Source organism: Thiobacter sp. AK1 (assembly GCF_039822265.1).
Taxonomy (GTDB): domain Bacteria; phylum Pseudomonadota; class Gammaproteobacteria; order Burkholderiales; family Thiobacteraceae; genus Thiobacter; species Thiobacter aerophilum.
In genome coordinates this window covers 23,147-43,394 of record NZ_JBAJEX010000011.1, presented here as the reverse complement: position 1 = coordinate 43,394, position 20,248 = coordinate 23,147, and the positions used below count along the sequence as shown (strand labels likewise).

The following is a 20,248-nucleotide window of genomic DNA, read 5'->3' as shown; positions in this document are numbered from 1 at the left end:
GTTCAGGCGAAGTGGGTGAGGAGTTCCAGAGGATAGCGTCGGCCCGCCAGGTAATCCGCCACGCAGCGCGCCACCAGTGGACTGCGATGACGCGCCGCCTCCGCCATGAGTTCTGTCGGCGTGAGCCACAACGGGCGCTGGATGCCTGTATCCAGCGGGCGCTCCGGGTGGAAGCCGGTGATATGGCCGGCGAAGGCGAAGCGCAGGTAGGTGACTTCCTTCCGAGGATGGGGCCAACGGTAGATGCCCACCAGGGCGCTGGGCTGGAAATCGTAACCGGTTTCCTCCAGGGTTTCGCGCACGACTCCCTGGATTAGGCTTTCATCCTGCTCCCAGTGGCCTGCCGGCTGGTTGAGCACCAACTGGCCGCCCGCTTCCTCTTCCACCAGCAGGAAACGGCCATCCTGCTCCACCACGGCCGCCACGGTGACATGGGGTTTCCAGATCATGATGCTCACGCGAGTTTGGGAAAGAGTTCCATCAGACCACGGGCAATGGTCTCCACCGCCATGGCGGCAAGTACCAGGCCCATTAGCCGCGTGACGATGTTGAGGCCGGTGCGCCCCAGGCGCCGGGCGATGCGGCTGCCCAGGAGGAACACGGCCCACACCACTAGGGTGACCGCAAGGATAGGCAAAAGCAGCATGATGTGGCCCAGGAAATCGCCCTGGCGGAACTGATGGGCGGCGATGATCACACTGGAGATAGCACCCGGTCCGGCCAGAAGCGGCACGCCGAGGGGCACTACACCCACCGCCTGGCGATCGATCACTTCCACCGCTTCCTCCGGTGTCTGCCGAATTGGACTCTCCTTGGCCTGTAACATGGAAATGGCCAACAGCAAGATCAGGATGCCGCCTCCAACCATGAAGGAGCCGATGCTTACGTTGAAGAAATCCAGCAGCCGGTCGCCAGTGAAGGCCGCCAGGGTGAGCACGCAGAACACCGTGAGGGCGACGGTGCGCGCGGTGCGGGCCCGCTCCCGCGGTCGCCAGCCCTGGGTAGCGCCGATGAACACCGGAATGCCACCGAAAGGATTGACGATCGCCAGCAAGGCTACGGTGATCTTGAAGAGTTGTTGCCACTCGTGCATGGGGAATCCGCGCGTAAGACGCTATTCTACCCGTCGCCGCGACCGGAAAGGCGGCGGCAGCTCGCGCCACTGGCCCGGGGCGAGGCCCGCCAGCGTCCACTTGCCGATCGACCAGCGGACGAGGCGCAGTGTGGGATGGCCCACGGCCGCGGTCATGCGTCGCACCTGACGGTTCTTGCCCTCGCGTAGGGTGATGGCGAGCCAGCTTACGGGAATGTACCGGCGCTGGCGGATGGGCGGATCCCGTGGCCACAGTGCCGCGGGCTCTTCCATGCGTACCACCTGCGCTGGGCGGGTGACGAAATCCCGCAGCCGCACACCACGCCGCAAGCGTTCCAGCGCGGCTTCGTCCGGGATGCCTTCCACCTGTACCCAGTAGGTCTTGGGCAATTTGTGACGTGGATCGGCGATACGATGCTGAAGCCAGCCGTCATCGGTTAAAATGACCAGCCCCTCGCTATCCGTGTCCAAGCGCCCGGCGGGATAGACCCCGGGCAGGGGCACGTAGTCCTTGAGCGTGGGATGCACGCCGTCGGGACGGAACTGGCAGATCACCCCATAGGGCTTGTTGAGCAGAATGAGACGCGGCATCGGCTGCGCAGCATAGACGGGATCGGCCCTGGCGGCCAGATCCAATTTTCATCCGGATGAATTTATGACCCCTCGTATCCAAGTGCCCGCGCAGGGCGAGAGAATTACGGTCAATCCCGATTTCAGCCTGAATGTCCCGGACCGGCCCATCATTCCCTTCATCGAGGGCGATGGCACGGGCGTGGACATCACGCCGGTGATGAAAAAGGTGGTGGACGCTGCCGTGAGCAAGGCTTACGGGGGCCGGCGCGCCATCCAGTGGATGGAGATCTATGCTGGCGAGAAGGCCAACCACCTCTATGGCGGCGACACCTGGCTGCCCGAGGAGACCGTAGCGGCCGCCCGCGAATACGTGGTTTCCATCAAGGGTCCGCTCACCACCCCCACCTCGGGTGGCATCCGTTCCCTCAACGTGGCGCTGCGTCAGCTTCTCGACCTCTACGTCTGCCTGCGACCGGTGCGCTATTTCCGTGGCGTGCCGAGCCCGGTGAAGGAGCCGGAAAAGGTGGACATGGTGATCTTCCGCGAAAACACCGAGGACATCTACGCCGGCATCGAATGGGAGATGGGCAGCGATGCGGTGAGAAAGGTGATTGCTTTCCTCACGAACGAGATGGGGGTGGGCGGCAAGATCCGCTTCCCGGAGACCAGCGCCATCGGCATTAAACCCGTTTCCCGGGAGGGCAGCGAGCGCCTGATCCGCAAGGCCATCCGCTACGCGATTGACAATGGTCGCAAGTCTGTGACCTTGGTGCACAAGGGCAACATCATGAAATTCACCGAGGGCGGTTTCAAGAAATGGGGCTACGAGCTGGCCGCGCGCGAGTTCGGTGCCAAGCCCATCGGTGAAGGGCCGTGGATGGAACTGCCCAACGGCATCGTCATCAAGGACGTCATCGCCGATGCCTTCCTGCAGCAAATCTTGCTGCGACCGGAGGAATACGACGTGATCGCCACCCTCAACCTCAACGGCGATTACATCTCCGATGCCCTAGCGGCGGAGGTGGGGGGCATCGGCATCGCCCCCGGCGCCAATCTCTCGGATTCCGTGGCCATGTTCGAGGCCACCCACGGCACCGCGCCCAAATACGCGGGCAAGGACTACGTCAACCCTGGCTCGCTGGTACTCTCCGCGGAGATGATGTTGCGTCACATGGGGTGGACCGAGGCGGCCGATCTCATCATCAAGGGTATGGAAGGGGCGATCGGCGCAGGGCGCGTCACCTATGACTTCGCGCGTCTGATGCCGGGTGCCACCCAGGTGTCCTGCTCGGCCTTCGGACAGAGCATCATCGACCACATGTAGGCCGGTTCAGCTGGACTTGCTGCCGTCTGGCCCCCCTTTGGACGCCGGCTCGGGGGTCACACCCGCTGCCCGCAGCAGCGTGATCAGCTCATCGGCTACCTCACCCAATTCCGCGCGCAGGGCCTCCAGCGCCGCCAGCAGAGTGGCGCTCTGATGCTTCCCAGATGGACCCCGGCTGCCGCCGGGGCCGCTCGTTTCCATTTGTCGCACTCTTTCGATGCGGGCATCCCTAGGCCGACGGGAGACCCGTGCGTTGAGCAAGCCCTTGGCTTTCCGCGAAGGGAAAGCAAAGACGTCGTACTATTTTGAATAGGACAGAAAAAGCCGGTTGGCCAGGGGCTGTGGTATCGTTTCCTTCCCGGCCATGGCACCGGGAGCGGAGGAGGACGCTATGCCAGCCAGCAATGTCAAGCTGCACCCTGCCGCGGAGCGTCTGACCGCGGCCAAGCGTTATGCCGTCGTGCTCGCCGGCGGCTCCGGCACACGCCTGTGGCCCCTGTCGCGCGCCAACAAACCGAAACAGCTGCTTTGTCTCAACGGTGGCGAGAGCCTGCTGCAGCAGACCCTGCGCCGCCTCTTGCCCATGGTGGACCCGGCCCACGTGCTCACCGTGACTTCGAACGAGTACCGCTTCGAGGTGGCTGGCCAGTTGCACGCCGTGCATCCGGGCCTGGCCTGCGCCGTGCTGGCCGAGCCCATGGGGCGCAACACGCTGCCGGCCATCGCTTGGGCGTGCGCGCGCATCGCACAGCAGACGCCGGACGCCCTGGTGGGCGTGTTTTCTTCCGACCATGCGGTCGCCGACGGCCAAGCCTTTCTCCAGGCCTGGGAAGCCGCGGAGGCCGCGGCCGAGCGCGGCTACCTTACCCTGTTTGGCATGAAACCCAGCGCGCCGGCTACGGGCTATGGCTACATCCAGGCCGGTCCCCCTTTGGCTGCCGGGGAAAACGGCCCCATCGCCAAGGTGCAGAAGGCCACCCGCTTCGTCGAGAAGCCCGATCTGGAAACTGCTCGCCAGTATCTCGAGCAGGGTGATTATTTCTGGAATGGCGGCATGTTCGTATTCCGGGCGGATCGTTTCCTGGAGCTGCTGCAACGGCATCAGCCCCTGGTGTACGAGACCGCTCAGCAGCTGGCGGTGGAAGGGGGCATGAGTGCGCCAGCGGAGCTCTACGGCGCCATGCCCGATGTCTCCATCGACTATGGTCTGCTGGAACTCACGCCGGACGTGGCGGTGGTGCCGGTGGACATGGGCTGGAGTGATCTGGGATCCTGGGAAGCCATCTACCAGCAGCGGGATAAGGACGAGCAGAACAACATGGTCCAGGGCGACGTGCTGGCTCTGGATAGCCGCGACAATCTCCTCTGGAGCGAGCACGGGCTGGTGGCGACCCTGGGGATCGAGGGCCTGGCCGTGGTGCAGACGCGAGACGCGACCCTAGTCTGCCCACGCGAGCGTGTGCAGGATCTCAAACAATTGGTGGCGGCGGTCAAGGAACGCCATGCCCACTTGGCGGAAACCCATCTTACCGTGACTCGCCCCTGGGGGAGTTATACGGTTCTGGAGGAAGGTCCCTTCTACAAGATCAAGCGCATCGTGGTGAACCCCGGCGCCAAGCTGTCCATGCAGATGCACTACCACCGGTCCGAGCATTGGGTGGTGGTGGCGGGCACTGCGCGCATCACCAACGGGGAGAAGGAAATCTATCTGGAGGAAAATCAGTCCACCTACATCCCCAAGACCCACCGTCACCGGCTGGAAAATCCGGGGCGGGTGCCCCTGCAGATCATCGAGATCCAGAGCGGCCCCTATCTCGGCGAGGACGATATCGTGCGTTTCGATGACGTCTATGGCCGCAATTGCGACGGCGGGAGCTCGCGGTGAGCCCGCCCTTCGCCTTGCTGCCGCCGTGGCTCAACGACCTACGTGCGGTGGCGCTCGCCCTCTTCTCCGAGGACGGGCAGCTCATCGAGGCCAATGAAGGTTTTCTTGCCACCCTGGCGGGCCTGTCCGAGGGCACGCCCACCACTGGCTTCATCGAACCCAGCTTTGGCTTGCTCACCGCCGCGCCCATCCAGGTGGATGGGCTGGTCTACCAGGGGTTGATCCGGCTCGGCACGCCCGAGGGACCGCAGCGCGCCTTCGCTGGACGGGTCTACCGTGGAAGCAGAATGCTGTTCCTGGTGGCGGAAATGGACATCAGTGCTTTTGAAGAGATGAACGCAGAACTCGCCCACACCAAGAAGGAGCTGGACGAGGTGCGGCGTGTGCTCACCAGGCGCAGCCATGCCCTGCAACAGGCGCTGGAAGAGATTGCCCAGCTCAAGCGCCTGGATACGGTGACGGGGCTGGCCAACCGTGCGGTGCTCGACCAGCGCATGGAGGACGAAATCCGGCGTTGGGAGCGTTCGCGCCGTCCCTTGGCGCTCTTGCTCATGGACATCGATGACTTCACCGGGATCAACGAGAATTACAGCCGCGAGGTGGGCGATGAGATTCTGGGTCACGTCGCCACCTTACTCAAACAGGCGGTGCGTGGCGTGGATCTGGTGGTGCGCTACGGGGGCCAGGAATTCGCGCTGCTTTTGCCGGAAACCAATGAAATGGGCGCCATCATCGTCGCCGAGCGTATCCGCATGGAGCTGGAGAGCCAGCTCATCCTGCCCGTGCTGGAACCGGTGACGGCAAGCTTCGGCGCGGCCACCTACATCGGCGGCGAATCGCGCGCCGAGTTCTATGCGCGAGCCTGGCGCGCGCTCAAGCATTCCAAAAGCCACGGAAAGAACTGTGTCACCATGGCCGGCGTAGTAGCGGAATGCGATCATCTCTACCAGGGGGGCGGTGCGCTCAAGCAAGGTTCGGAGGCCTGATGTACCACACCATCGAACATTTCGTCGGCAACACGCCGCTGGTCAAGCTCAAGCGTCTGCCCGGCAAGACCAGCAACACCATCCTGGTGAAACTCGAGGGCAATAATCCCGCCGGATCGGTGAAGGACCGGCCCGCCCTGTCCATGATCATGCGTGCTGAGGCCCGCGGCGAGATCAAGCCCGGCGACACCTTGATCGAGGCCACCAGCGGCAATACCGGCATTGCGCTGGCCATGGCGGCGGCCATCCGCGGCTATCGCATGATCCTGGTGATGCCGGAACACATGAGTGTGGAACGACGCCAGATCATGCGCGCCTTCGGCGCCGAGATCGTGCTCACCTCGCGCGAAGGTAGCATGGAGGAGGCCATCGACGTGGCCAACCGCATGCAGGCCGAAGGCAGGGGACGTATTCTCAACCAGTTTGGTAACCCGGACAATCCCCTTGCCCACTACGAAGGCACGGGCCCGGAAATCTGGCGCGACACCCAAGGCACCATCACCCATTTCGTCTCCAGCATGGGTACCACCGGTACCATCATGGGCTGCTCCCGCTACCTCAAGGAACGCAACCCAGCCATCCAGATTATCGGTGTGCAGCCCGAGGAAGGCTCGCAAATTCCGGGCATTCGCAAATGGCCAGAGGAATACCTGCCCCGCATCTATGATCCCAGCCGGGTGGACCGGTTGCTTTACGTGAGCCAGCAGGAAGCCGAGGAAATGACCCGCCGTCTGGCACGCGAGGAGGGCATCTTCGCCGGTATTTCCTCCGGTGGTGCGCTGGCCGTGGCGCTGCGGGTATCGGCCGAGGTGGAGAACGCGGTGATCGTTTCCATCGTCTGTGACCGGGGTGACCGTTATCTTTCCACCGGCGTGTTTCCTGCCTGACGATCAGGGCGATGGGCCACCTTGACTCCATGAAACCGCGTCTGTCCGTGGGCGCTTCCCTCATTCCCGCCCTCTCCCGTGGGGAGAGGGCGCGCTAGGAAACGCTTCGCGTTGCTTCACGCCAAATGCCGCGTGCCGTCACTGGTGCGGGTGCCGCTCGTTCTGTTCACTATTCTTTGCGCCATCCCACTTCGCGCCCAGACTCTCGAGCTGCGCCTGGACCGGCTGGATGCCCCTGGTGTGCTGCTTAAAGGGCTCACTGCGCGTGTGTCGCTAAGCGGTCGCCAGCCCCTCCAGTTGCACATCCGCGAGGTGCGCGCGAGTAGCCGCCGCTGGGAGAACCTTTCTCTTCGGTGCGCGGCCACACACATCGGCACGGATGTCATCACCTGTGACGATGGGTACCTCGATGCGCTGCCTTGGCTGACCGTGCAATTCCGCTACCACTTACGTGAGGGTGCCCTGGAACTGGTACTCGCCGGACGGTCAGGCGAACGCTGGCGCGTGAAGCATTTCACGCGTGGCGCGACCCGTCTTGCCGAGATCGAAGTCAGCAACGGCGACCTCACAAGCCTTGCGTTCCTGCTTCCCGCGGCATGGCCTCGTCTCACCGCGGGGCGCTTGGATGCGCACATCCGGCTCAGCCGCGACGAGAGGGGACGGCTCGATCTTGCGGCGAGCGGCAGGATGCGGGAGGTGGCCTTCGGGGACGCGGCGGGATTGCACGCGGGCGAGGGGATCGAGATGGGGTTTAGCCTGAATGGGCGGCGCGAGAGTGCCTGGCGCGGCGCGGGCGAGCTCGTCTGGGAACGGGGCGAGCTGTTCTGGTCGCCGTTCTATCTAGGGCAACAGCGGCGACGCCTGCTCTTTCGTGGAGCCTACGATGGCCGCTGGCTGGATCTTAGCGACGCGCATCTGACGCTGGAAGGCATCGGCGATTTCCTCGCCAGTGGACGCTGGGATATGGGGACGCGGCGAATCCAAAAGCTGCGGCTTACAAGCGATGGCTTGGCCATTGGGCCCGCTTATGATCTGCTCGTGAGGCCGCTTTTGGCTGGGAGCGTTGGCGGCGCGCTCAGCCTCGCCGGACGGGGGCGTGGCGGGATGGAAATCGATGATGGACGCGTGGTGCGCGTTGATCTCGATGTCGAGAACGGCGCCATCTTCGATGACCGTGGCATGCTGGCGCTCGAGGGCATTGACGCCCATCTTCCCTGGCGCGCCCATGGCCCGTCGCAGGGGAGGTTCGCAGTGCGCGGCGGCCGTCTGCGCGCCTTACCGCTCAAGTCGTTCGCGACGGATGTGCGTCTTGATCCCGAAGGCGCGGCGGTGGACCGCCTGGACCTGCCGGTGCTGGATGGCAGCCTGCAGCTTGCCAACTTGTCGCTGCGAGGCGGTACGGCGGGTTGGGAAGCCGCCGGCGAGGCGAGCCTTCGTCCCGTTTCCATGGAAAGCCTTTCCACGGCGCTGGGCTGGCCGCGTATGCATGGCAGCCTATCGGCGGTGATCCCGCGTGTGAGCTGGCGCAGCGGTTTGCTGAGCGTAGACGGCGCGCTTCTTTTTCGTATCTTCGATGGCACGGCGGTGGTCAAAGATTTGCGGGTGGAAGGCCTGCCCGGGCCGGTGACTCGGAGTGAAGCCGAGGTGGACATGCGTGGGCTCGATCTCGATCTACTCACGCGCACCTTTTCCTTCGGCCGCATCGAAGGCCGCGTCGATGTGGTGGTCCGTGACTTGCTAGTAGAGAACGGCCGCCCCTTGCGCTTCAGCGCTTCGGTGGCGAGCAGCCCCGGTGACTACCCGCGACGCATCTCCCAGCGTGCGGTGGATGACATTGCCGCCCTTGGCGGCGGCAGTGCGAGCGCGGCGCTGCAAAAAAGTTTCCTGCGTTTGTTCGAAGATTTCCGTTACCGGCGCATCGGTTTGGCCGGCCGGCTCGAGCGCAACGTGCTCACGCTTTCCGGCCTAGCCGCGCGTGATGGAGGCTTCCTCATCGTGGAAGGTGGTGGGATTCCCGCCCTCAGCGTCATCGGCTACAATCGCCAGGTCGATTGGAACGAACTGGTTAAGCGGCTTGCGCGCATCCGGCAAGGCGCTGCCCCGGTGGTCAAATGAGGAAGCGATCATGCGCCTGTTTGCGAGGGCGAGCGGCATCGTGCTGACGGGCGCCCTGCTCGCCGGCTGCGTCACCATCAACATCTACTTTCCTGCCGCCGCTGCGGAAAAAGCGGCGGATAAAATCATCGAAGAGGTATGGCAGCTCAAGCCGGAACGTGCGCCGGGCACAGAGGGGCAGAACAAATGAAACGAGCGCCCGCCTCCCTGCTCGGCCTTTGCCTGATGCTGCTTTCTCTATGCGCCTACGCACAGGGCGCCAATCTGGACATCGACACACCCACCATCGCGGCCATCAAGACCGCGCAGCAGGCACGCCACGCCCAGCTCAAGCCTTTTTACGACAACGGCGCCCTCGGTCTCACCCGCGATGGTCTGATTGCTTTGCGGGATGCTTCCTTGGTGCCGCTTGCCCAGCGCGCGGCGGTCCAGGCCCTGGTGGCCGAGGAGAACCGCGATCGGGTCGCGCTCTATCGTGAGATCGCCCGTGCCAATGGTCACCCGGAGTGGGAAGCCGATATCCGCGCCACCTTCGCAAGCCGCTGGATTGCCAAGGCGCCTTCCGGCTGGTACGTGCAGAACGCAAACGGCGAATGGGTCAGGAAGTAGTGTCGGGCACCTTGGGGTGCGCATCCCAGGCAATGGCCCAGACGTTGGCGTCCAGTGGGGATGCCGCGGGTCGCCGTAGGCTGTGCAGCAAATCGATGAGGAAGGCAAGCTCGGCGCCGGTCGCCTCGTCGAATCCATGGCCTTGCGGCCACGGGCGGCTTAAGAACAGCAATTCCTCCAGAGTAGCGGGCGGCCTCTGCCTTGCGCGGCTGAAGTTCCACCAAATGGCTGACCACGCAGTGAAACGCAACGCCAGCGCGCTTTCCATGAGGATCCCCCGGTGACGGCTCGGGCGCGGGGCCCGTCTCCGTGTGCGATTGATTCGGCATTGTCCCCCTTGCTCAAGACACCACCTGGGCCTTTCCATTAGGCGCGTGGTCGTGAGGAGTGTAGGCATGATCCCCGTTCTGGTCTTCGACATCGAGACCATCCCGGATACCGATGGGCTACGTGTGCTGTGGGAGCTCAACCCCGCGGCGACGCCAGAAGAAGTGGCCGAGATCGCTTTCCAGCGGCGGCGCCAGGCGACGGGAAGCGAGTTTTTACCCCATCACTTGCATCGGGTGATCGCCATCTCCTGCGTGCTGCGCGATGCCGAGGGGTTGCGCGTCTGGTCCCTGGGTACGCCGGAGTCTCCGGAGGCGGAGCTCATCCAGCGCTTTTTCAATGGCATAGAGCACTACACGCCGCAGCTCGTGTCATGGAATGGCGGCGGGTTCGATCTGCCCGTGCTGCACTACCGCGCATTGATCCACGGCTTGTCGGCGCCGCGTTACTGGGACATGGGCGAGGAAGACCGTGAGTTCAAATACAACAACTACATCAGCCGCTACCACACCCGCCATCTCGATCTCATGGACTTGCTCGCCCTTTATCAGCCACGCGCCAATGCCCCACTGGACGAGCTGGCACGGCTCATGGGCTTGCCCGGCAAGCTGGGCATGGACGGCGCCCAGGTCTGGCCCGCCTGGCGGCGTGGCGAGATTCAGGCCATTCGCGCCTATTGCGAAACCGACGCAGTCAATACCTTCCTGGTTTATTTGCGCTTTCAGCTGCTACGCGGCGCCCTCACGCGCGAGGCTTATGACGCGGAAGTGGCCCGCGTGCGCGAGCATCTTGCCGGGCTGCCGGACGCCCATTGGCAGGAATACCTGGCGGCGTGGGGTTAACATGGATGCGCCGCTAAGCTGGCCATCCCTGTGGATGCGCCTGGGTGGGCTGATGGTGGCCGCGGTCGTCTATCTGTCCCTGATGCCCACGCCGCCACACCCCTTGGTGTTCCCACATGGGGACAAGCTGGAACATGCGGCGACCTTCGCCTGGCTCGCGTTCTGGTTCCTCCAGATCACGCCCCGCCGCGCGCTGCCGATGGCGGCCTTGCTGTCACTGGGCGTGGCGATCGAGATCGCGCAGTCCTTTACGCCCACCCGTTCGGCGGAAGCAGCCGACGTCGTGGCGGATGCAGTCGGCCTCCTGCTCGGGGCAAAATTGGCCGGGACCCGGGCCGGACGGCTGCTGGCCCTGCTGGAGTCGCGCTTGAGCCGCTTAAGAGTGTCGATATGAGTGCGCGCATCGAATCCCTGGATCACGAGGGACGCGGCGTGGCCCACGTGGCGGGTAAGGTGGTGTTCGTGGAAGGCGCGCTGCCCGGTGAGTGCGTCGAGTATCGCACGCTGCGCCGCAAGTCCACCTATGAGCTGGGCGAGGTCACGCGCGTGCTGGAGGCGAGCTTCATGCGCGTGACACCACGCTGTCCCTATTTCGGGGTGTGTGGCGGCTGTCTGTTGCAGCACATGGAGCCTTATGCGCAGGTAGCCGCCAAGCAGCGCATCCTGGAAGACAACCTGGCACGCATCGGCAAGGTACGACCAGAGTCGATGCTGCCGGCGATCCATGGTCCGTCTTGGGGCTATCGCCACCGCGCGCGCATGTCCGCGCGTCTAGTGGCCAAGAAAGGCGGGGTGCTGGTGGGCTTCCACGAGCGCAGGAGCAGTTTCATCGCCGACATGCATGGCTGCGAAATCCTGCCTCCGCGCATCGCCCGGCTGATCGATCCTCTGCGTGCGCTGATCGGTGGGCTGTCGGTGCGTGAGCGTGCACCCCAGGTGGAAATCGCCCTGGGCGAGCGTGTAGACGCGCTGGTGCTGAGGATTCTGGAGCCCTTGAGCGCAGATGACGAAGTGCGCCTGCGTGAGTTTGCCGACGCCCACGGCATACAGTGGTGGCTGCAGCCCAAGGGGCCGGATAGCGTGTTCCCATTCTATCCGCTCGAGGCCCCTCACCTGAGCTACACGCTGCCCGAGTTTGGGCTAGACATGCCTTTCTCGCCCACAGAATTCACCCAGGTCAACCCCGCGATCAACCGGGTGTTGGTGCGGCGTGCCATGGCCTTGCTAGACCCTCAGCCGGGCGAGCGTATCGCCGATCTGTTCTGTGGACTGGGCAATTTCAGCCTGCCCATGGCCCGGCGCGGTGCCACCGTGGTGGGCGTGGAAGGAAGTTCCGCGCTGGTGGCGCGGGCGCGTGCCAACGCCGCACACAATGGGCTTGCTGCCTCGACTCATTTCCTCGCGGCCAATCTGTTCGAGGTCACGCCGGAAACCCTCGCGGAGTGGGGCCACTTCGACAAGATGCTCATCGATCCACCGCGAGACGGCGCCATCCAGGTGGTCAAGGCGCTGGGAAGCGATGCGCCCGCGCGCATCGTTTATGTCTCCTGCAGTCCAGCCACCTTGGCGCGGGATGCCGCCGTGCTCAGCCACGAGAAGGGTTACCACCTGCTTGCGGCCGGTGTGGTCAACATGTTCCCGCACACCGGGCACGTGGAATCGATCGCGCTGTTCGAGCGCTAAAAAAGCAACGGGGCGGTTCACCCGCCCCGTCGTTTGCGCCTGGAGCGCGCGAATCAGTCGCGCTCGCCCATGAAAGCGCCCAGCAACTGCAGTAGGCTGGTGAACAGGTTGTAGAGGGAAACGTACAGGCCGATGGTGGCCAGCACGTAGTTGGTCTCGCCGCCGTTCACGATCTCGCCGGTCTGATAGAGGATCATCCCGCACATGAGCACGGCAAACATGGCCGAGACGGTCAGCGCCAGCGCCGGCAGAGGGTGGCCAAGCAAGGCTGCGACCAGCGACACGATGGAAGCGATGAAAGCCACCAGCACGCCAGCGACCAGGAAGCTACGCATGAAGCTGAAGTCCTTGCGCGTGGTGAGCGCATAGGCAGACAGCCCGAGAAACGCGATACCGGTAAGCCCCAGCGCCAGCATCACGATCTGGGCGCCGTTAGCGAGTGCCAGGTAGTGGTTGAGCACGGGGCCGAGACCGAAACCCAGCAGACCGGTGATCGCGAACACCACCCCGATGCCCGCGGCGGAATTGGCGGTGCGGGGCACGGCAAACCACAGCAGGGCGAGGGCAATCAGGCTGCTCACCAGGCCGACGCCATAGGACACGTGTAGGGCCACGGCCGCTGCCGCAGTCAGCGCGCTGAACAGCAGCGTCATGGCCAGCAGCATATAGGTGTTGCGCAGTACCTTCTGCGCGCTGGGCACCGCGACGGATAGGCTGCTCAGGTTGGAGGGATAATCGGCTTGCATGGAATCTCCTTGGGTTGATCTCGATGGTTTGAGATGGACGAACGCCGCTAACGAGGGCATAGACTAGCCAAGGGATGTCAAAGTTTCAACCCAAGTGGTCGGCGGCTACTTTTTTGCGCAAAACGGCCCCCGTGCCGCGCAGGGATTTCCACGGTATCATGCGCCTCGCGTCATCGCGCGAGCAGGTGCATCGGCAGCGTAAAGCCGGTGTGTCGGGCAGGGCCGGCGTGGCCGTACGGTCGCCTGCGAAGGGCCGTGCGGCAACAAGGCCGCAGCGGTGTTCGGCTGACTTGGGTCGCCAACCCGTGCAGCAGGTCTTGTCGGAGCTGAAACTGCCAGGTGGATGCAGGTAGTCGGAGGCGTGGCCGAGTGGTTTAAGGCAGCGGTCTTGAAAACCGCCAGGGGTTTTTACCCCTCGTGAGTTCGAATCTCACCGCCTCCGCCCGTCAGACCATCGGCGCCAAGGGCCGGAAAGCCGCCTGATCAGGTCTTGTCGCGACCCGCAGCCGGCTGGCTGGGCTCCTCCTCGTGGACAGGAACCTTTCCCGTCGAAGACGGATTATCTGCAGCGGCAGGACGATGCTCGCCGAAGGGCGGAACGCTCGGCCCCGTTCGCTTTCCCGCCCAGTTTTTCGGCGGCTTGCCAGGGGTCGTTTCCCAGGGCGTTACTCGTTGGCATCGACCTCGCGGCGCTGGGTCCTGATGTAGCGTAAGCCAGGCAAAACGCGACAGGGGAAAGAAAAGGGCCGCCACATGGCAGCCCGTTACGATCTGGCGCGCCCGAAGAGATTCGAACTCCTGACCCCCTGGTTCGTAGCCAGGTACTCTATCCAACTGAGCTACGGGCGCGGAAGCGGCGATTATAAAGTAAAACGGCTTTGCAAACAACGGCGCCGCGGTGAGCGGCCTATAAGCCCGGGGACCAGCGGCGGACCCCTTACGCCCGCCCCGCCTGATCCGAGCGGGGCGCAAAGAGCCTGCTTCTGCGCCAGACAGCAATGGGACCACGAAGGCCCCATTCTTGTCTGGCGGAGACGGAGTCCGCTTCCTACTGATTCGCAGGTGTTCACCAACTCCCACTAAGGTTTCGAGGAAACAAGGACTTAGAAGGCTTGATTGTCCGCCGAAATTCGCTAGAATTTACCCCAAGCCGCGTTATCGGGTAACACTACGGGTAACACAGACTTGGGGGGAAGCATGGCAAAGCTGACTGCGCGAGGTGTTGAGACCGCCGCCGATGGGCTACACGCCGACGGCGGTAACCTGTATCTGAAGGTGGTGGGCGGAAGCCGTTCTTGGGTATTCCGATGGAAGCGCGACGGCAAGGTTCGACAAATCGGCCTAGGTTCCGTCAAGGATCGGTCACTGAAGGAAGCGCGCGAGCTTGCCGCCAAGCTGCGGCATGCCCTGCTCAACGGCGAAGACCCCGCCGCCGTCTATGCGCGGCTGAGCGGCAAGGGCGAACGCATCCCGACCTTCGCCGAAGCCGCCGCCATGCTCATCGAGGCCAAGCGCCCCGGCTGGCGAAACGCCAAGCATGCCCAGCAATGGGAAAACACCCTGCGCGATTACGTGCTGCCCAAGATAGGCAAGCTGACTCCCCAAGCGGTGACGGTGGAGCATGTCTTGTCGGTGTTGCGCCCGATCTGGACGACGAAGGCCGAGACTGCAAGCCGGGTTCGTCAACGCATCGAGGCCATCCTTGACTACTGCGCCGCGCATGGCTGGCGCGACGACTACAACCCGGCGCGCTGGCGTGGCCGCCTGAAGGCGCTATTGCCCGAGCCTTCCAAGGTCAAGCGTATTCAGCATCAACCCGCGCTGCCCTATGTGCGCGTGGCCGAGTTCTACCGGAAGCTAACGGAACGCCCCGGCATGGCCGCCCGTTGTCTGGAATTCATCCTGCTAACCGCCTGCCGATCCGGTGAAGCCCGAGGTGCGACGTGGCGCGAAATCGACTTCGAGACCAAGCTATGGACGATCCCCAGCGAGCGCACGAAGACCGGGAAGGAACACGTGGTGCCCTTGTCTGAACCGGCGCTGGCATTGTTGCGAAGCCTGCCGCGCATGGAGGCAAGCCCCTATGTGTTCTTCGCGCCGCGTGGTGGGATGCTGTCCGATATGGCCATGACGGCCACAATCCGGCGCATGCACGCCGACGATCTGGCCGCCGGTGGGCAAGGCTTCCTTGATCCGGCAAGCGACCGCATCATCACGGCGCATGGCCTACGTTCGACCTTCCGCGACTGGGCTGGCGAGACGACGCATCACGCCCGCGAGGTGATCGAGCACGCCTTGGCGCATCAACTCAAGGACAAGGCCGAGGCCGCCTATGCGCGCGGTGCCCTGCTTGCCAAGCGCCGCGCCCTGATGGACGACTGGGCACGGTTTGTAACCCGACCCGCTGGCGTAGTGGTGCCGTTGCCGGTGCGCGAGCACGCCAAGATGACAAGCTGACCTCGTTTTTGCCCGGCCTAGGCGACGGCTGATCCCCGTTGCCGAAAAGCGACCCGTCCACCGCCTGGTCGGGCATCCCCTTCAAGGACGCCGTTCATGGGAGGACGACATGAGCAAACAAGACCCTAGCAACAGCAAGCGCAAACGTGTTACGGCTGGCGATTTGAAGCGCATGATGCGCATGACGCCGGAGGAGCGCGAACAGTGGCTGCAATCACTGCCGGAAGACGAACGCGAAGAAGTGCGCGAGGCTGTTTCTGGCATCGGAAAAGCACTCGAGATATTTCAGCAGACGGAAATATCCACCGTCCTGAAAAAAGAAAACGACGCAAGCGAAGCCATTCAAGAGCACTTCGAGGCAATGCTTGCCGATCCGCGCCTGCAAGCAACCCCGCGCAATCACGCGGCGATTCAGACCATCTACGAGCGCATCATGAACTCTTATATCGGCATGATGGACAAGGCGCTGGACGACGTGGAAGCGGTGGTAAAGAACCTAGGCAAGGCCGGTGGGAAGAAGCGGCATGCGAAGACGAACTCGGCACGCGATCGACTGATGGAGATGTGGTTCTCCGGCCGATATAAAACGAAAAACCAATGCGCAAGAGAGGGAGTCAGATTACTCAAAATCAGCCCCGCTACGGCTCGCCGGTGGCTGCTCCCGTCCAAAATCGAAGAATGGAAGAAGAACGGGAGGGTGTAGACGCTAGCGCTACAGGCTTATGCGCTAGCGCTACAGGCTTATGCGCTAGCGGTAGCGCATAATTGATTGGCATTTTTTGATCCAACATCATCGCGCCATTCCGTAACCATGAAAGGAATGACGCGATGCCTGAAAAACTTCTTCGCCTTCCCGAAGTCATGGCCCGCTGCGGTGTGCGCCGCAGCTTCATCTTCAAGCACGCCAAGCTTGGAACCTTCCCCTCGCCGGTGAAGCTATCGCCGGGACCGCGCGGTGCGATTGCATGGCGCGAATCGGATATTGAAGAGTGGATCAAAGGCCGAGAGCTGGCGATCGAGGCCAAGGCCGTTAAAGGGCTGGCGGCCAAAATCCTGTCTGGCAAGCTGCCTGCGTCTGTTTGAGGCGGCCCATGCTAGCCCCAAACAGAAATGCCGCCCCCGTCGGGCAACGGGAAGCGGCACAAAACATCACCAACGCCAACATTATCGACCAATTCCGCGCCGCCATGCAAGAGGCCGGAATCGAGCCGCCGGAAGCAATCATTGCCGATGGCAAATTGCAACGGTTCTCGACCAACGGCGAGCGTGGCGATGATGCTGGATGGTATGTGCTGCACGCCGACAACATCCCCGCCGGTGCATTCGGCTGCTGGCGATCCGGCGTTTCTGAGACGTGGCACGCCAACCTTGGCCGCCGCCTGACGCCGGAGGAAGAAGCCGAGCAACGCCGCCGCATCGAGGATGCCATCCGCAAGGCCGACGATGAGCGAGCACAACGCGCCAAAGAAGCCGCTGCGCTGGCCGCCATGATCTGGAAGAAGGACGCCAAGCCCGCGGCTGCCGATCATCCCTACCTTGTGCGCAAAGGCGTTGCGCCCGTGCCGTCTTTGCGCGAATTGGATGCGACGCAAATCACCCGCCGATTGGGTTACACGCCGCAAGCCAAGGGCGAGGCGCTACAAGGCCGCATCCTGCTTGCGCCGGTGAAGGTGCCCGGCCTGCCCTTTCCGGCGACGCTGGAAATGATCGATGAGCATGGCCGCAAGTCTGCCCTTGCCGGTGGCGTGAAGGCTGCTGGTTTCTGGGCAACCGGCCCGCTGCCAGCGTCTGGCCGCGTGGTGCTGGCCGAAGGCGTGGCAACTGCCCTATCCATTGCCCAAGCGTTGGGCGAGCCGGTGGCCGCTGCGCTGAGCGTGGGCAATCTGAAGCGCGCCGGTGAATCGATCAAGGCTGCCCGGCCCGGCATCGAGCTTGTCATTGCCGCCGACCTTGCCGAAGGTGGCAAGCCGCATCCGCAAGCGATCGAGGCCGCCCGCGCCCTTAGCTGCCCGCTGGTGGCCCCGCCCGCCGAGATGGACAAGGGTGCCGACTTCAACGACTTGCACGTCAAGCAAGGGCTGGAGGCGGTGCGCGAGGTATTCGAGAGCATTGAAGACGACATCGCCATCACCCGCGCCTTTGATCTTCCTATGGAGCCGGTGCGCTGGTTGTGGGATGGATGGCTGCCGCGCGGGATGCTGGCGCTACTGGCCGGTGCGCCGGGATGCGGCAAAAGCACGCTGGCGATGGCGTTTGCCGCGACGGTATCGAGTGGTGGCCGCTGGCCCGACGGCGCGCGCGCTGACGCCGCCGACGTGGTGATCTGGTCGGGTGAAGACGATCCCAAGCGCACGCTCAAGCCCCGGCTGGCCGCTGCCGGTGCCGATCTGCGCCGGTGTCACTTCGTGGAATCGACGAATGATGCCGAAGGCCCGCGCCCCTTCGATCCGGCAACCGATATGCCGCGCCTTGCCCGCGCGCTGACGCGCATTCGCCCTGCGCTGCTGATCCTCGACCCCATCGTCTCGGCTGTCACTGGCGATAGTCACAAGAACGCCGAGGTAAGGCGTGGATTGGCCCCCGTGGTGGAACTGGCCGAAAAGCTGGATTGCGCCGTGCTGGGCATCACACACACGAGCAAGGGCACGTCTGGCCGCGAGCCGTGGGAGCGGGTGACCGGAAGCCTTGCCTTTGCTGCGCTGGCCCGGCTGGTGCTGTTCGCAACGACCAACCGCAATGCCGAGGAAAACGATCTGCCGCCGCGCCTGCTCGCCCGGGTGAAATCGAACATCGGCCCCGACTTCGGAGGATTCGGTTACGACATCGCCCTGACGGAAGCCGCGCCCGGCATTCCGGCTTCGCGCGTGGAATGGTTGCACGCCGTGGAAGGCGAGGCCCGCGCCATCATCGCCCAAGCCGAGAAGTGGAACGATCCGGCCGACGGCGAAGGCGGCGAGCTTGAGGAAGCCAAGCGGTTCCTCACCGACCTGCTCACCGATGGCCCGATGGCGGCGAAGGAAGTGAAGGCCGACGCCGACGGAGCCGGGTTCGCATGGCGAACTATTCATAGAGCCGCCGATGCGCTGGGTGTGGAAAAGCGCAAAGAAGGCGGAGCATTCGGTGGCAAGGGTGCTGTTTGGCGATGGTATCTCCCACAAGATGCCAAAGATGCCACAAGGTGCCAACCTGCCAAGTTGGCATCTTGTGGGCAGGTTGGCATCTTGTGTAACAAACCCGCCCCCGCCGATCCCGACCGGGAGTCTTTCTGATGAGCGCCGCCGCCTTGCTCGCCGACCTGCGCGCCGCCGGGTTCGCCCTTCATCCGGACGGTGACCGGCTGATTGTTAGCCCGGCGCCAAAGCTTACGCCTGCGCAACGCGAGGCGATCCGAGAGCACAAGCCCGGCCTGCTTGCCTGCCTGTGGGCGGAGACACTCAAGGAACACTTCGAGGAACGCGCCGCCATCCTCGAATTCGACGGCGGCATTCCCCGCGAGGAAGCCGAAGCCGCCGCCCGCGCATCCACCGGCCTGCTGGCCCGCAATCTTGGCCTGCCGTGGGCTGCCCTGCGGCTGGCCCTGAATGATCCGGCGCTGCCGGATTCCCCCGACCCCGTGGATAGGCCGCCCTACGGCCTGCCCGCGTGGTGTTTGACCCCTGACCGCAAACCCGTTCTACAAGGAGCCTTTTATGTCCACAAACGAAGCCTTTAACGCGATTGCAACAGAAATTCACGACCTGCACGACTACCTGTCCGCGCTGATTACCCATTACTCGGCAACCGGCGCAGACGACGACGACACGCCGCGTAGCACATGGCGGCTGCCCGACGGAGCCTTGCTGACCTGCGATCCGCCCCTGACGCGCGAGGAAGTGGCCGACGCCGAAGACTGCGACCCCGAAGACACCCAACCCGTAGGAGACTGACCATGACCCGATCCCCCATTGAGCAAGCCATCGCCGATGCCAAGCGCGAGCTTGAGAAGGCCGCCCTGTCGGTGCTGACTGAAGCCCCGCTACTGCTGGAAGACCGCGCCCGGCTGGTGCTGCGCATGGTGCAGGTGATCATCCTGTGCGCTACCCAGCTTGATGAACTTGGTGAACTTGAAGGAGACAAGCAATGAGCCTGAACCTGTCTGCTGAATCGCAAGCCTATGAACTGCCCCCTGCTGGAAGCCTGCCTGCCCGCTGCTGCCATGTGATCGACCTTGGCACGCAGACCGTGGAATACCAAGGCGAGGCCAAGCAGCAGCACAAAATCGCCATCGCGTGGCAACTGGATGAGTGCCGATCCGACGGCGAACCCTTCACGGTGAGCCGCCGCTTCACGGCAAGCCTGCATGAAAAGGCCGCCCTGCGCCAATTCTTGGAAAGCTGGCGCGGCCGCCCCTTCACGCTCGAGGAACTCAAGGGCTTCGATATCCGCAAGCTGATTAACGCACCGGTGTTGCTCAACATCGTGCACGCCGAGCGTGGCGGTAACACCTACGCCGAGATTCGTGGCGCATCCCCCTTGCCGCGCGGCATGACCCCGCCGCCGGAAGTCAAATACCCGCTCATCTTCGACCTGTCCGATCCGGCGACGTGGCCCGCTTTCGACCGGCTGACCAAGCGCCAGCAAGAAGCCATCGAAGCATCGCCGGAATGGAAGGAGCGGCAAGCGCCGCCTGCCGCCGGTTCTTTCGCCGATCTTGCCGACGACATCGCGTTTTGAGGAGACCA

General features: G+C 63.7%; 25 protein-coding genes and 2 tRNA genes. 19 read left to right on the top strand and 8 right to left on the bottom strand.

The genetic code is table 11. The features are described from left to right. Positions 1-2 precede the first annotated feature (2 nt). Genes V6E02_RS11515 through V6E02_RS11505 form a run of 3 tightly spaced genes read right to left on the bottom strand, consistent with a single transcriptional unit; the run spans position 3 to position 1,684 of the window. On the bottom strand, positions 3-449 hold the full coding sequence (locus tag V6E02_RS11515; RefSeq protein WP_347308948.1) for an NUDIX hydrolase: 447 nt from the start codon (positions 447-449) through the stop codon (positions 3-5). 5 nt (positions 450-454) lie between these two features. Beyond that, positions 455-1,093 (bottom strand): MarC family protein, encoded by a 639-nt coding sequence (locus V6E02_RS11510; protein ID WP_347308947.1) that lies wholly within the window; start codon positions 1,091-1,093, stop codon positions 455-457. Positions 1,094-1,114: 21 nt separating this feature from the next. After that, entirely contained in the window at positions 1,115-1,684 is a 570-nt protein-coding gene (locus V6E02_RS11505) for a pseudouridine synthase (protein WP_347308980.1), read from the bottom strand. A gap of 64 nt (positions 1,685-1,748) precedes the next feature. Between V6E02_RS11505 and icd the strand changes: the two genes are divergently transcribed. Next, complete coding sequence (gene icd / locus V6E02_RS11500) at positions 1,749-2,990, top strand: NADP-dependent isocitrate dehydrogenase (protein WP_347308946.1); 1,242 nt, start codon at positions 1,749-1,751, stop codon at positions 2,988-2,990. A gap of 6 nt (positions 2,991-2,996) precedes the next feature. On the opposite strand, the gene V6E02_RS11495 is transcribed toward icd, so the two are convergent. Then, on the bottom strand, positions 2,997-3,191 hold the full coding sequence (locus V6E02_RS11495; RefSeq protein ID WP_347308945.1) for a hypothetical protein: 195 nt from the start codon (positions 3,189-3,191) through the stop codon (positions 2,997-2,999). A gap of 190 nt (positions 3,192-3,381) precedes the next feature. Here V6E02_RS11495 and V6E02_RS11490 point away from each other — a divergent pair, with 190 nt between their 5' ends. The 6 genes from V6E02_RS11490 to V6E02_RS11465 all read left to right on the top strand — a co-directional run bounded on the left by V6E02_RS11490 (position 3,382) and on the right by V6E02_RS11465 (position 9,472). Further along, entirely contained in the window at positions 3,382-4,875 is a 1,494-nt protein-coding gene (locus tag V6E02_RS11490; protein WP_347308944.1) for a mannose-1-phosphate guanylyltransferase/mannose-6-phosphate isomerase, read from the top strand. Next, positions 4,872-5,861, top strand: a complete 990-nt coding sequence (locus tag V6E02_RS11485) for a GGDEF domain-containing protein (RefSeq protein ID WP_347308943.1) — start codon at positions 4,872-4,874, stop codon at positions 5,859-5,861. Before V6E02_RS11490 ends, V6E02_RS11485 begins: the two co-directional genes overlap by 4 nt. Further along, complete coding sequence (gene cysM / locus V6E02_RS11480) at positions 5,858-6,748, top strand: cysteine synthase CysM (protein WP_347308979.1); 891 nt, start codon at positions 5,858-5,860, stop codon at positions 6,746-6,748. The genes V6E02_RS11485 and cysM overlap by 4 nt, the downstream gene beginning before the upstream one ends. Before the next feature lie 111 nt (positions 6,749-6,859). Then, the gene (locus V6E02_RS11475; RefSeq protein WP_347308942.1) at positions 6,860-8,863 is read left to right on the top strand and encodes a hypothetical protein; all 2,004 of its coding nucleotides are present in this window, start codon (positions 6,860-6,862) and stop codon (positions 8,861-8,863) included. A 10-nt stretch (positions 8,864-8,873) separates the two neighbouring features. After that, on the top strand, positions 8,874-9,053 hold the full coding sequence (locus V6E02_RS11470; protein ID WP_347308941.1) for a hypothetical protein: 180 nt from the start codon (positions 8,874-8,876) through the stop codon (positions 9,051-9,053). Beyond that, complete coding sequence (locus tag V6E02_RS11465; RefSeq protein ID WP_347308940.1) at positions 9,050-9,472, top strand: YdbL family probable chaperone protein; 423 nt, start codon at positions 9,050-9,052, stop codon at positions 9,470-9,472. Before V6E02_RS11470 ends, V6E02_RS11465 begins: the two co-directional genes overlap by 4 nt. Here the strand turns inward: V6E02_RS11465 and V6E02_RS11460 are convergent. Next, on the bottom strand, positions 9,462-9,740 hold the full coding sequence (locus V6E02_RS11460) for a hypothetical protein (protein ID WP_347308939.1): 279 nt from the start codon (positions 9,738-9,740) through the stop codon (positions 9,462-9,464). The genes V6E02_RS11465 and V6E02_RS11460 overlap by 11 nt on opposite strands. A gap of 127 nt (positions 9,741-9,867) precedes the next feature. Here V6E02_RS11460 and V6E02_RS11455 point away from each other — a divergent pair, with 127 nt between their 5' ends. From V6E02_RS11455 to rlmD, 3 genes are read left to right on the top strand one after another with little or no spacing between them, the layout of a single operon-like run. Continuing rightward, a complete protein-coding gene (locus V6E02_RS11455; protein ID WP_347308938.1) occupies positions 9,868-10,641 on the top strand; it encodes a 3'-5' exonuclease in 774 nt (257 codons plus the stop codon). A 1-nt stretch (position 10,642) separates the two neighbouring features. Further along, positions 10,643-11,035, top strand: coding sequence for a VanZ family protein (locus V6E02_RS11450; protein ID WP_347308937.1), 393 nt, complete (start codon positions 10,643-10,645; stop codon positions 11,033-11,035). After that, a complete protein-coding gene (gene rlmD / locus V6E02_RS11445; protein WP_347308936.1) occupies positions 11,032-12,324 on the top strand; it encodes a 23S rRNA (uracil(1939)-C(5))-methyltransferase RlmD in 1,293 nt (430 codons plus the stop codon). The genes V6E02_RS11450 and rlmD overlap by 4 nt, the downstream gene beginning before the upstream one ends. A gap of 53 nt (positions 12,325-12,377) precedes the next feature. Here the strand turns inward: rlmD and V6E02_RS11440 are convergent, their stop codons facing one another. Then, complete coding sequence (locus tag V6E02_RS11440; RefSeq protein ID WP_347308935.1) at positions 12,378-13,070, bottom strand: Bax inhibitor-1/YccA family protein; 693 nt, start codon at positions 13,068-13,070, stop codon at positions 12,378-12,380. Positions 13,071-13,425: 355 nt separating this feature from the next. Here V6E02_RS11440 and V6E02_RS11435 point away from each other — a divergent pair. Then, positions 13,426-13,512, top strand: a tRNA-Ser gene (locus tag V6E02_RS11435). 330 nt (positions 13,513-13,842) lie between these two features. Here the strand turns inward: V6E02_RS11435 and V6E02_RS11430 are convergent. Beyond that, positions 13,843-13,919 (bottom strand) — tRNA-Arg (locus V6E02_RS11430). Between the two features lie 348 nt (positions 13,920-14,267). Between V6E02_RS11430 and V6E02_RS11425 the strand changes: the two genes are divergently transcribed. The 3 genes from V6E02_RS11425 to V6E02_RS11415 all read left to right on the top strand — a co-directional run bounded on the left by V6E02_RS11425 (position 14,268) and on the right by V6E02_RS11415 (position 16,610). Continuing rightward, on the top strand, positions 14,268-15,527 hold the full coding sequence (locus V6E02_RS11425; RefSeq protein ID WP_347308934.1) for a tyrosine-type recombinase/integrase: 1,260 nt from the start codon (positions 14,268-14,270) through the stop codon (positions 15,525-15,527). 109 nt (positions 15,528-15,636) lie between these two features. After that, a complete protein-coding gene (locus V6E02_RS11420) occupies positions 15,637-16,230 on the top strand; it encodes a hypothetical protein (protein ID WP_347308933.1) in 594 nt (197 codons plus the stop codon). 125 nt (positions 16,231-16,355) lie between these two features. Further along, on the top strand, positions 16,356-16,610 hold the full coding sequence (locus V6E02_RS11415) for a helix-turn-helix transcriptional regulator (RefSeq protein ID WP_347308932.1): 255 nt from the start codon (positions 16,356-16,358) through the stop codon (positions 16,608-16,610). 11 nt (positions 16,611-16,621) lie between these two features. On the opposite strand, the gene V6E02_RS11410 is transcribed toward V6E02_RS11415, so the two are convergent. Beyond that, positions 16,622-17,056: a hypothetical protein gene (locus tag V6E02_RS11410; RefSeq protein WP_347308931.1), complete on the bottom strand. Its 435-nt coding sequence runs from the start codon at positions 17,054-17,056 to the stop codon at positions 16,622-16,624. 141 nt (positions 17,057-17,197) lie between these two features. On the opposite strand from V6E02_RS11410, the gene V6E02_RS11405 reads away from it, so the two are divergent. The 5 genes from V6E02_RS11405 to V6E02_RS11385 are packed head-to-tail and all read left to right on the top strand — an operon-like array spanning position 17,198 to position 20,240. Then, positions 17,198-18,796, top strand: coding sequence for an AAA family ATPase (locus V6E02_RS11405; protein ID WP_347308930.1), 1,599 nt, complete (start codon positions 17,198-17,200; stop codon positions 18,794-18,796). After that, positions 18,796-19,239 carry a TubC N-terminal docking domain-related protein gene (locus tag V6E02_RS11400; protein WP_347308929.1) on the top strand — a complete coding sequence of 148 codons (444 nt, stop codon included), beginning with the start codon at positions 18,796-18,798 and terminating at the stop codon, positions 19,237-19,239. The genes V6E02_RS11405 and V6E02_RS11400 overlap by 1 nt, the downstream gene beginning before the upstream one ends. Then, on the top strand, positions 19,217-19,453 hold the full coding sequence (locus V6E02_RS11395; protein ID WP_347308928.1) for a hypothetical protein: 237 nt from the start codon (positions 19,217-19,219) through the stop codon (positions 19,451-19,453). Before V6E02_RS11400 ends, V6E02_RS11395 begins: the two co-directional genes overlap by 23 nt. 2 nt (positions 19,454-19,455) lie before the next feature. Further along, positions 19,456-19,650, top strand: a complete 195-nt coding sequence (locus tag V6E02_RS11390) for a hypothetical protein (protein ID WP_347308927.1) — start codon at positions 19,456-19,458, stop codon at positions 19,648-19,650. Continuing rightward, positions 19,647-20,240 carry a phage replication initiation protein, NGO0469 family gene (locus V6E02_RS11385; protein ID WP_347308926.1) on the top strand — a complete coding sequence of 198 codons (594 nt, stop codon included), beginning with the start codon at positions 19,647-19,649 and terminating at the stop codon, positions 20,238-20,240. The genes V6E02_RS11390 and V6E02_RS11385 overlap by 4 nt, the downstream gene beginning before the upstream one ends. Positions 20,241-20,248: the final 8 nt, after the last annotated feature.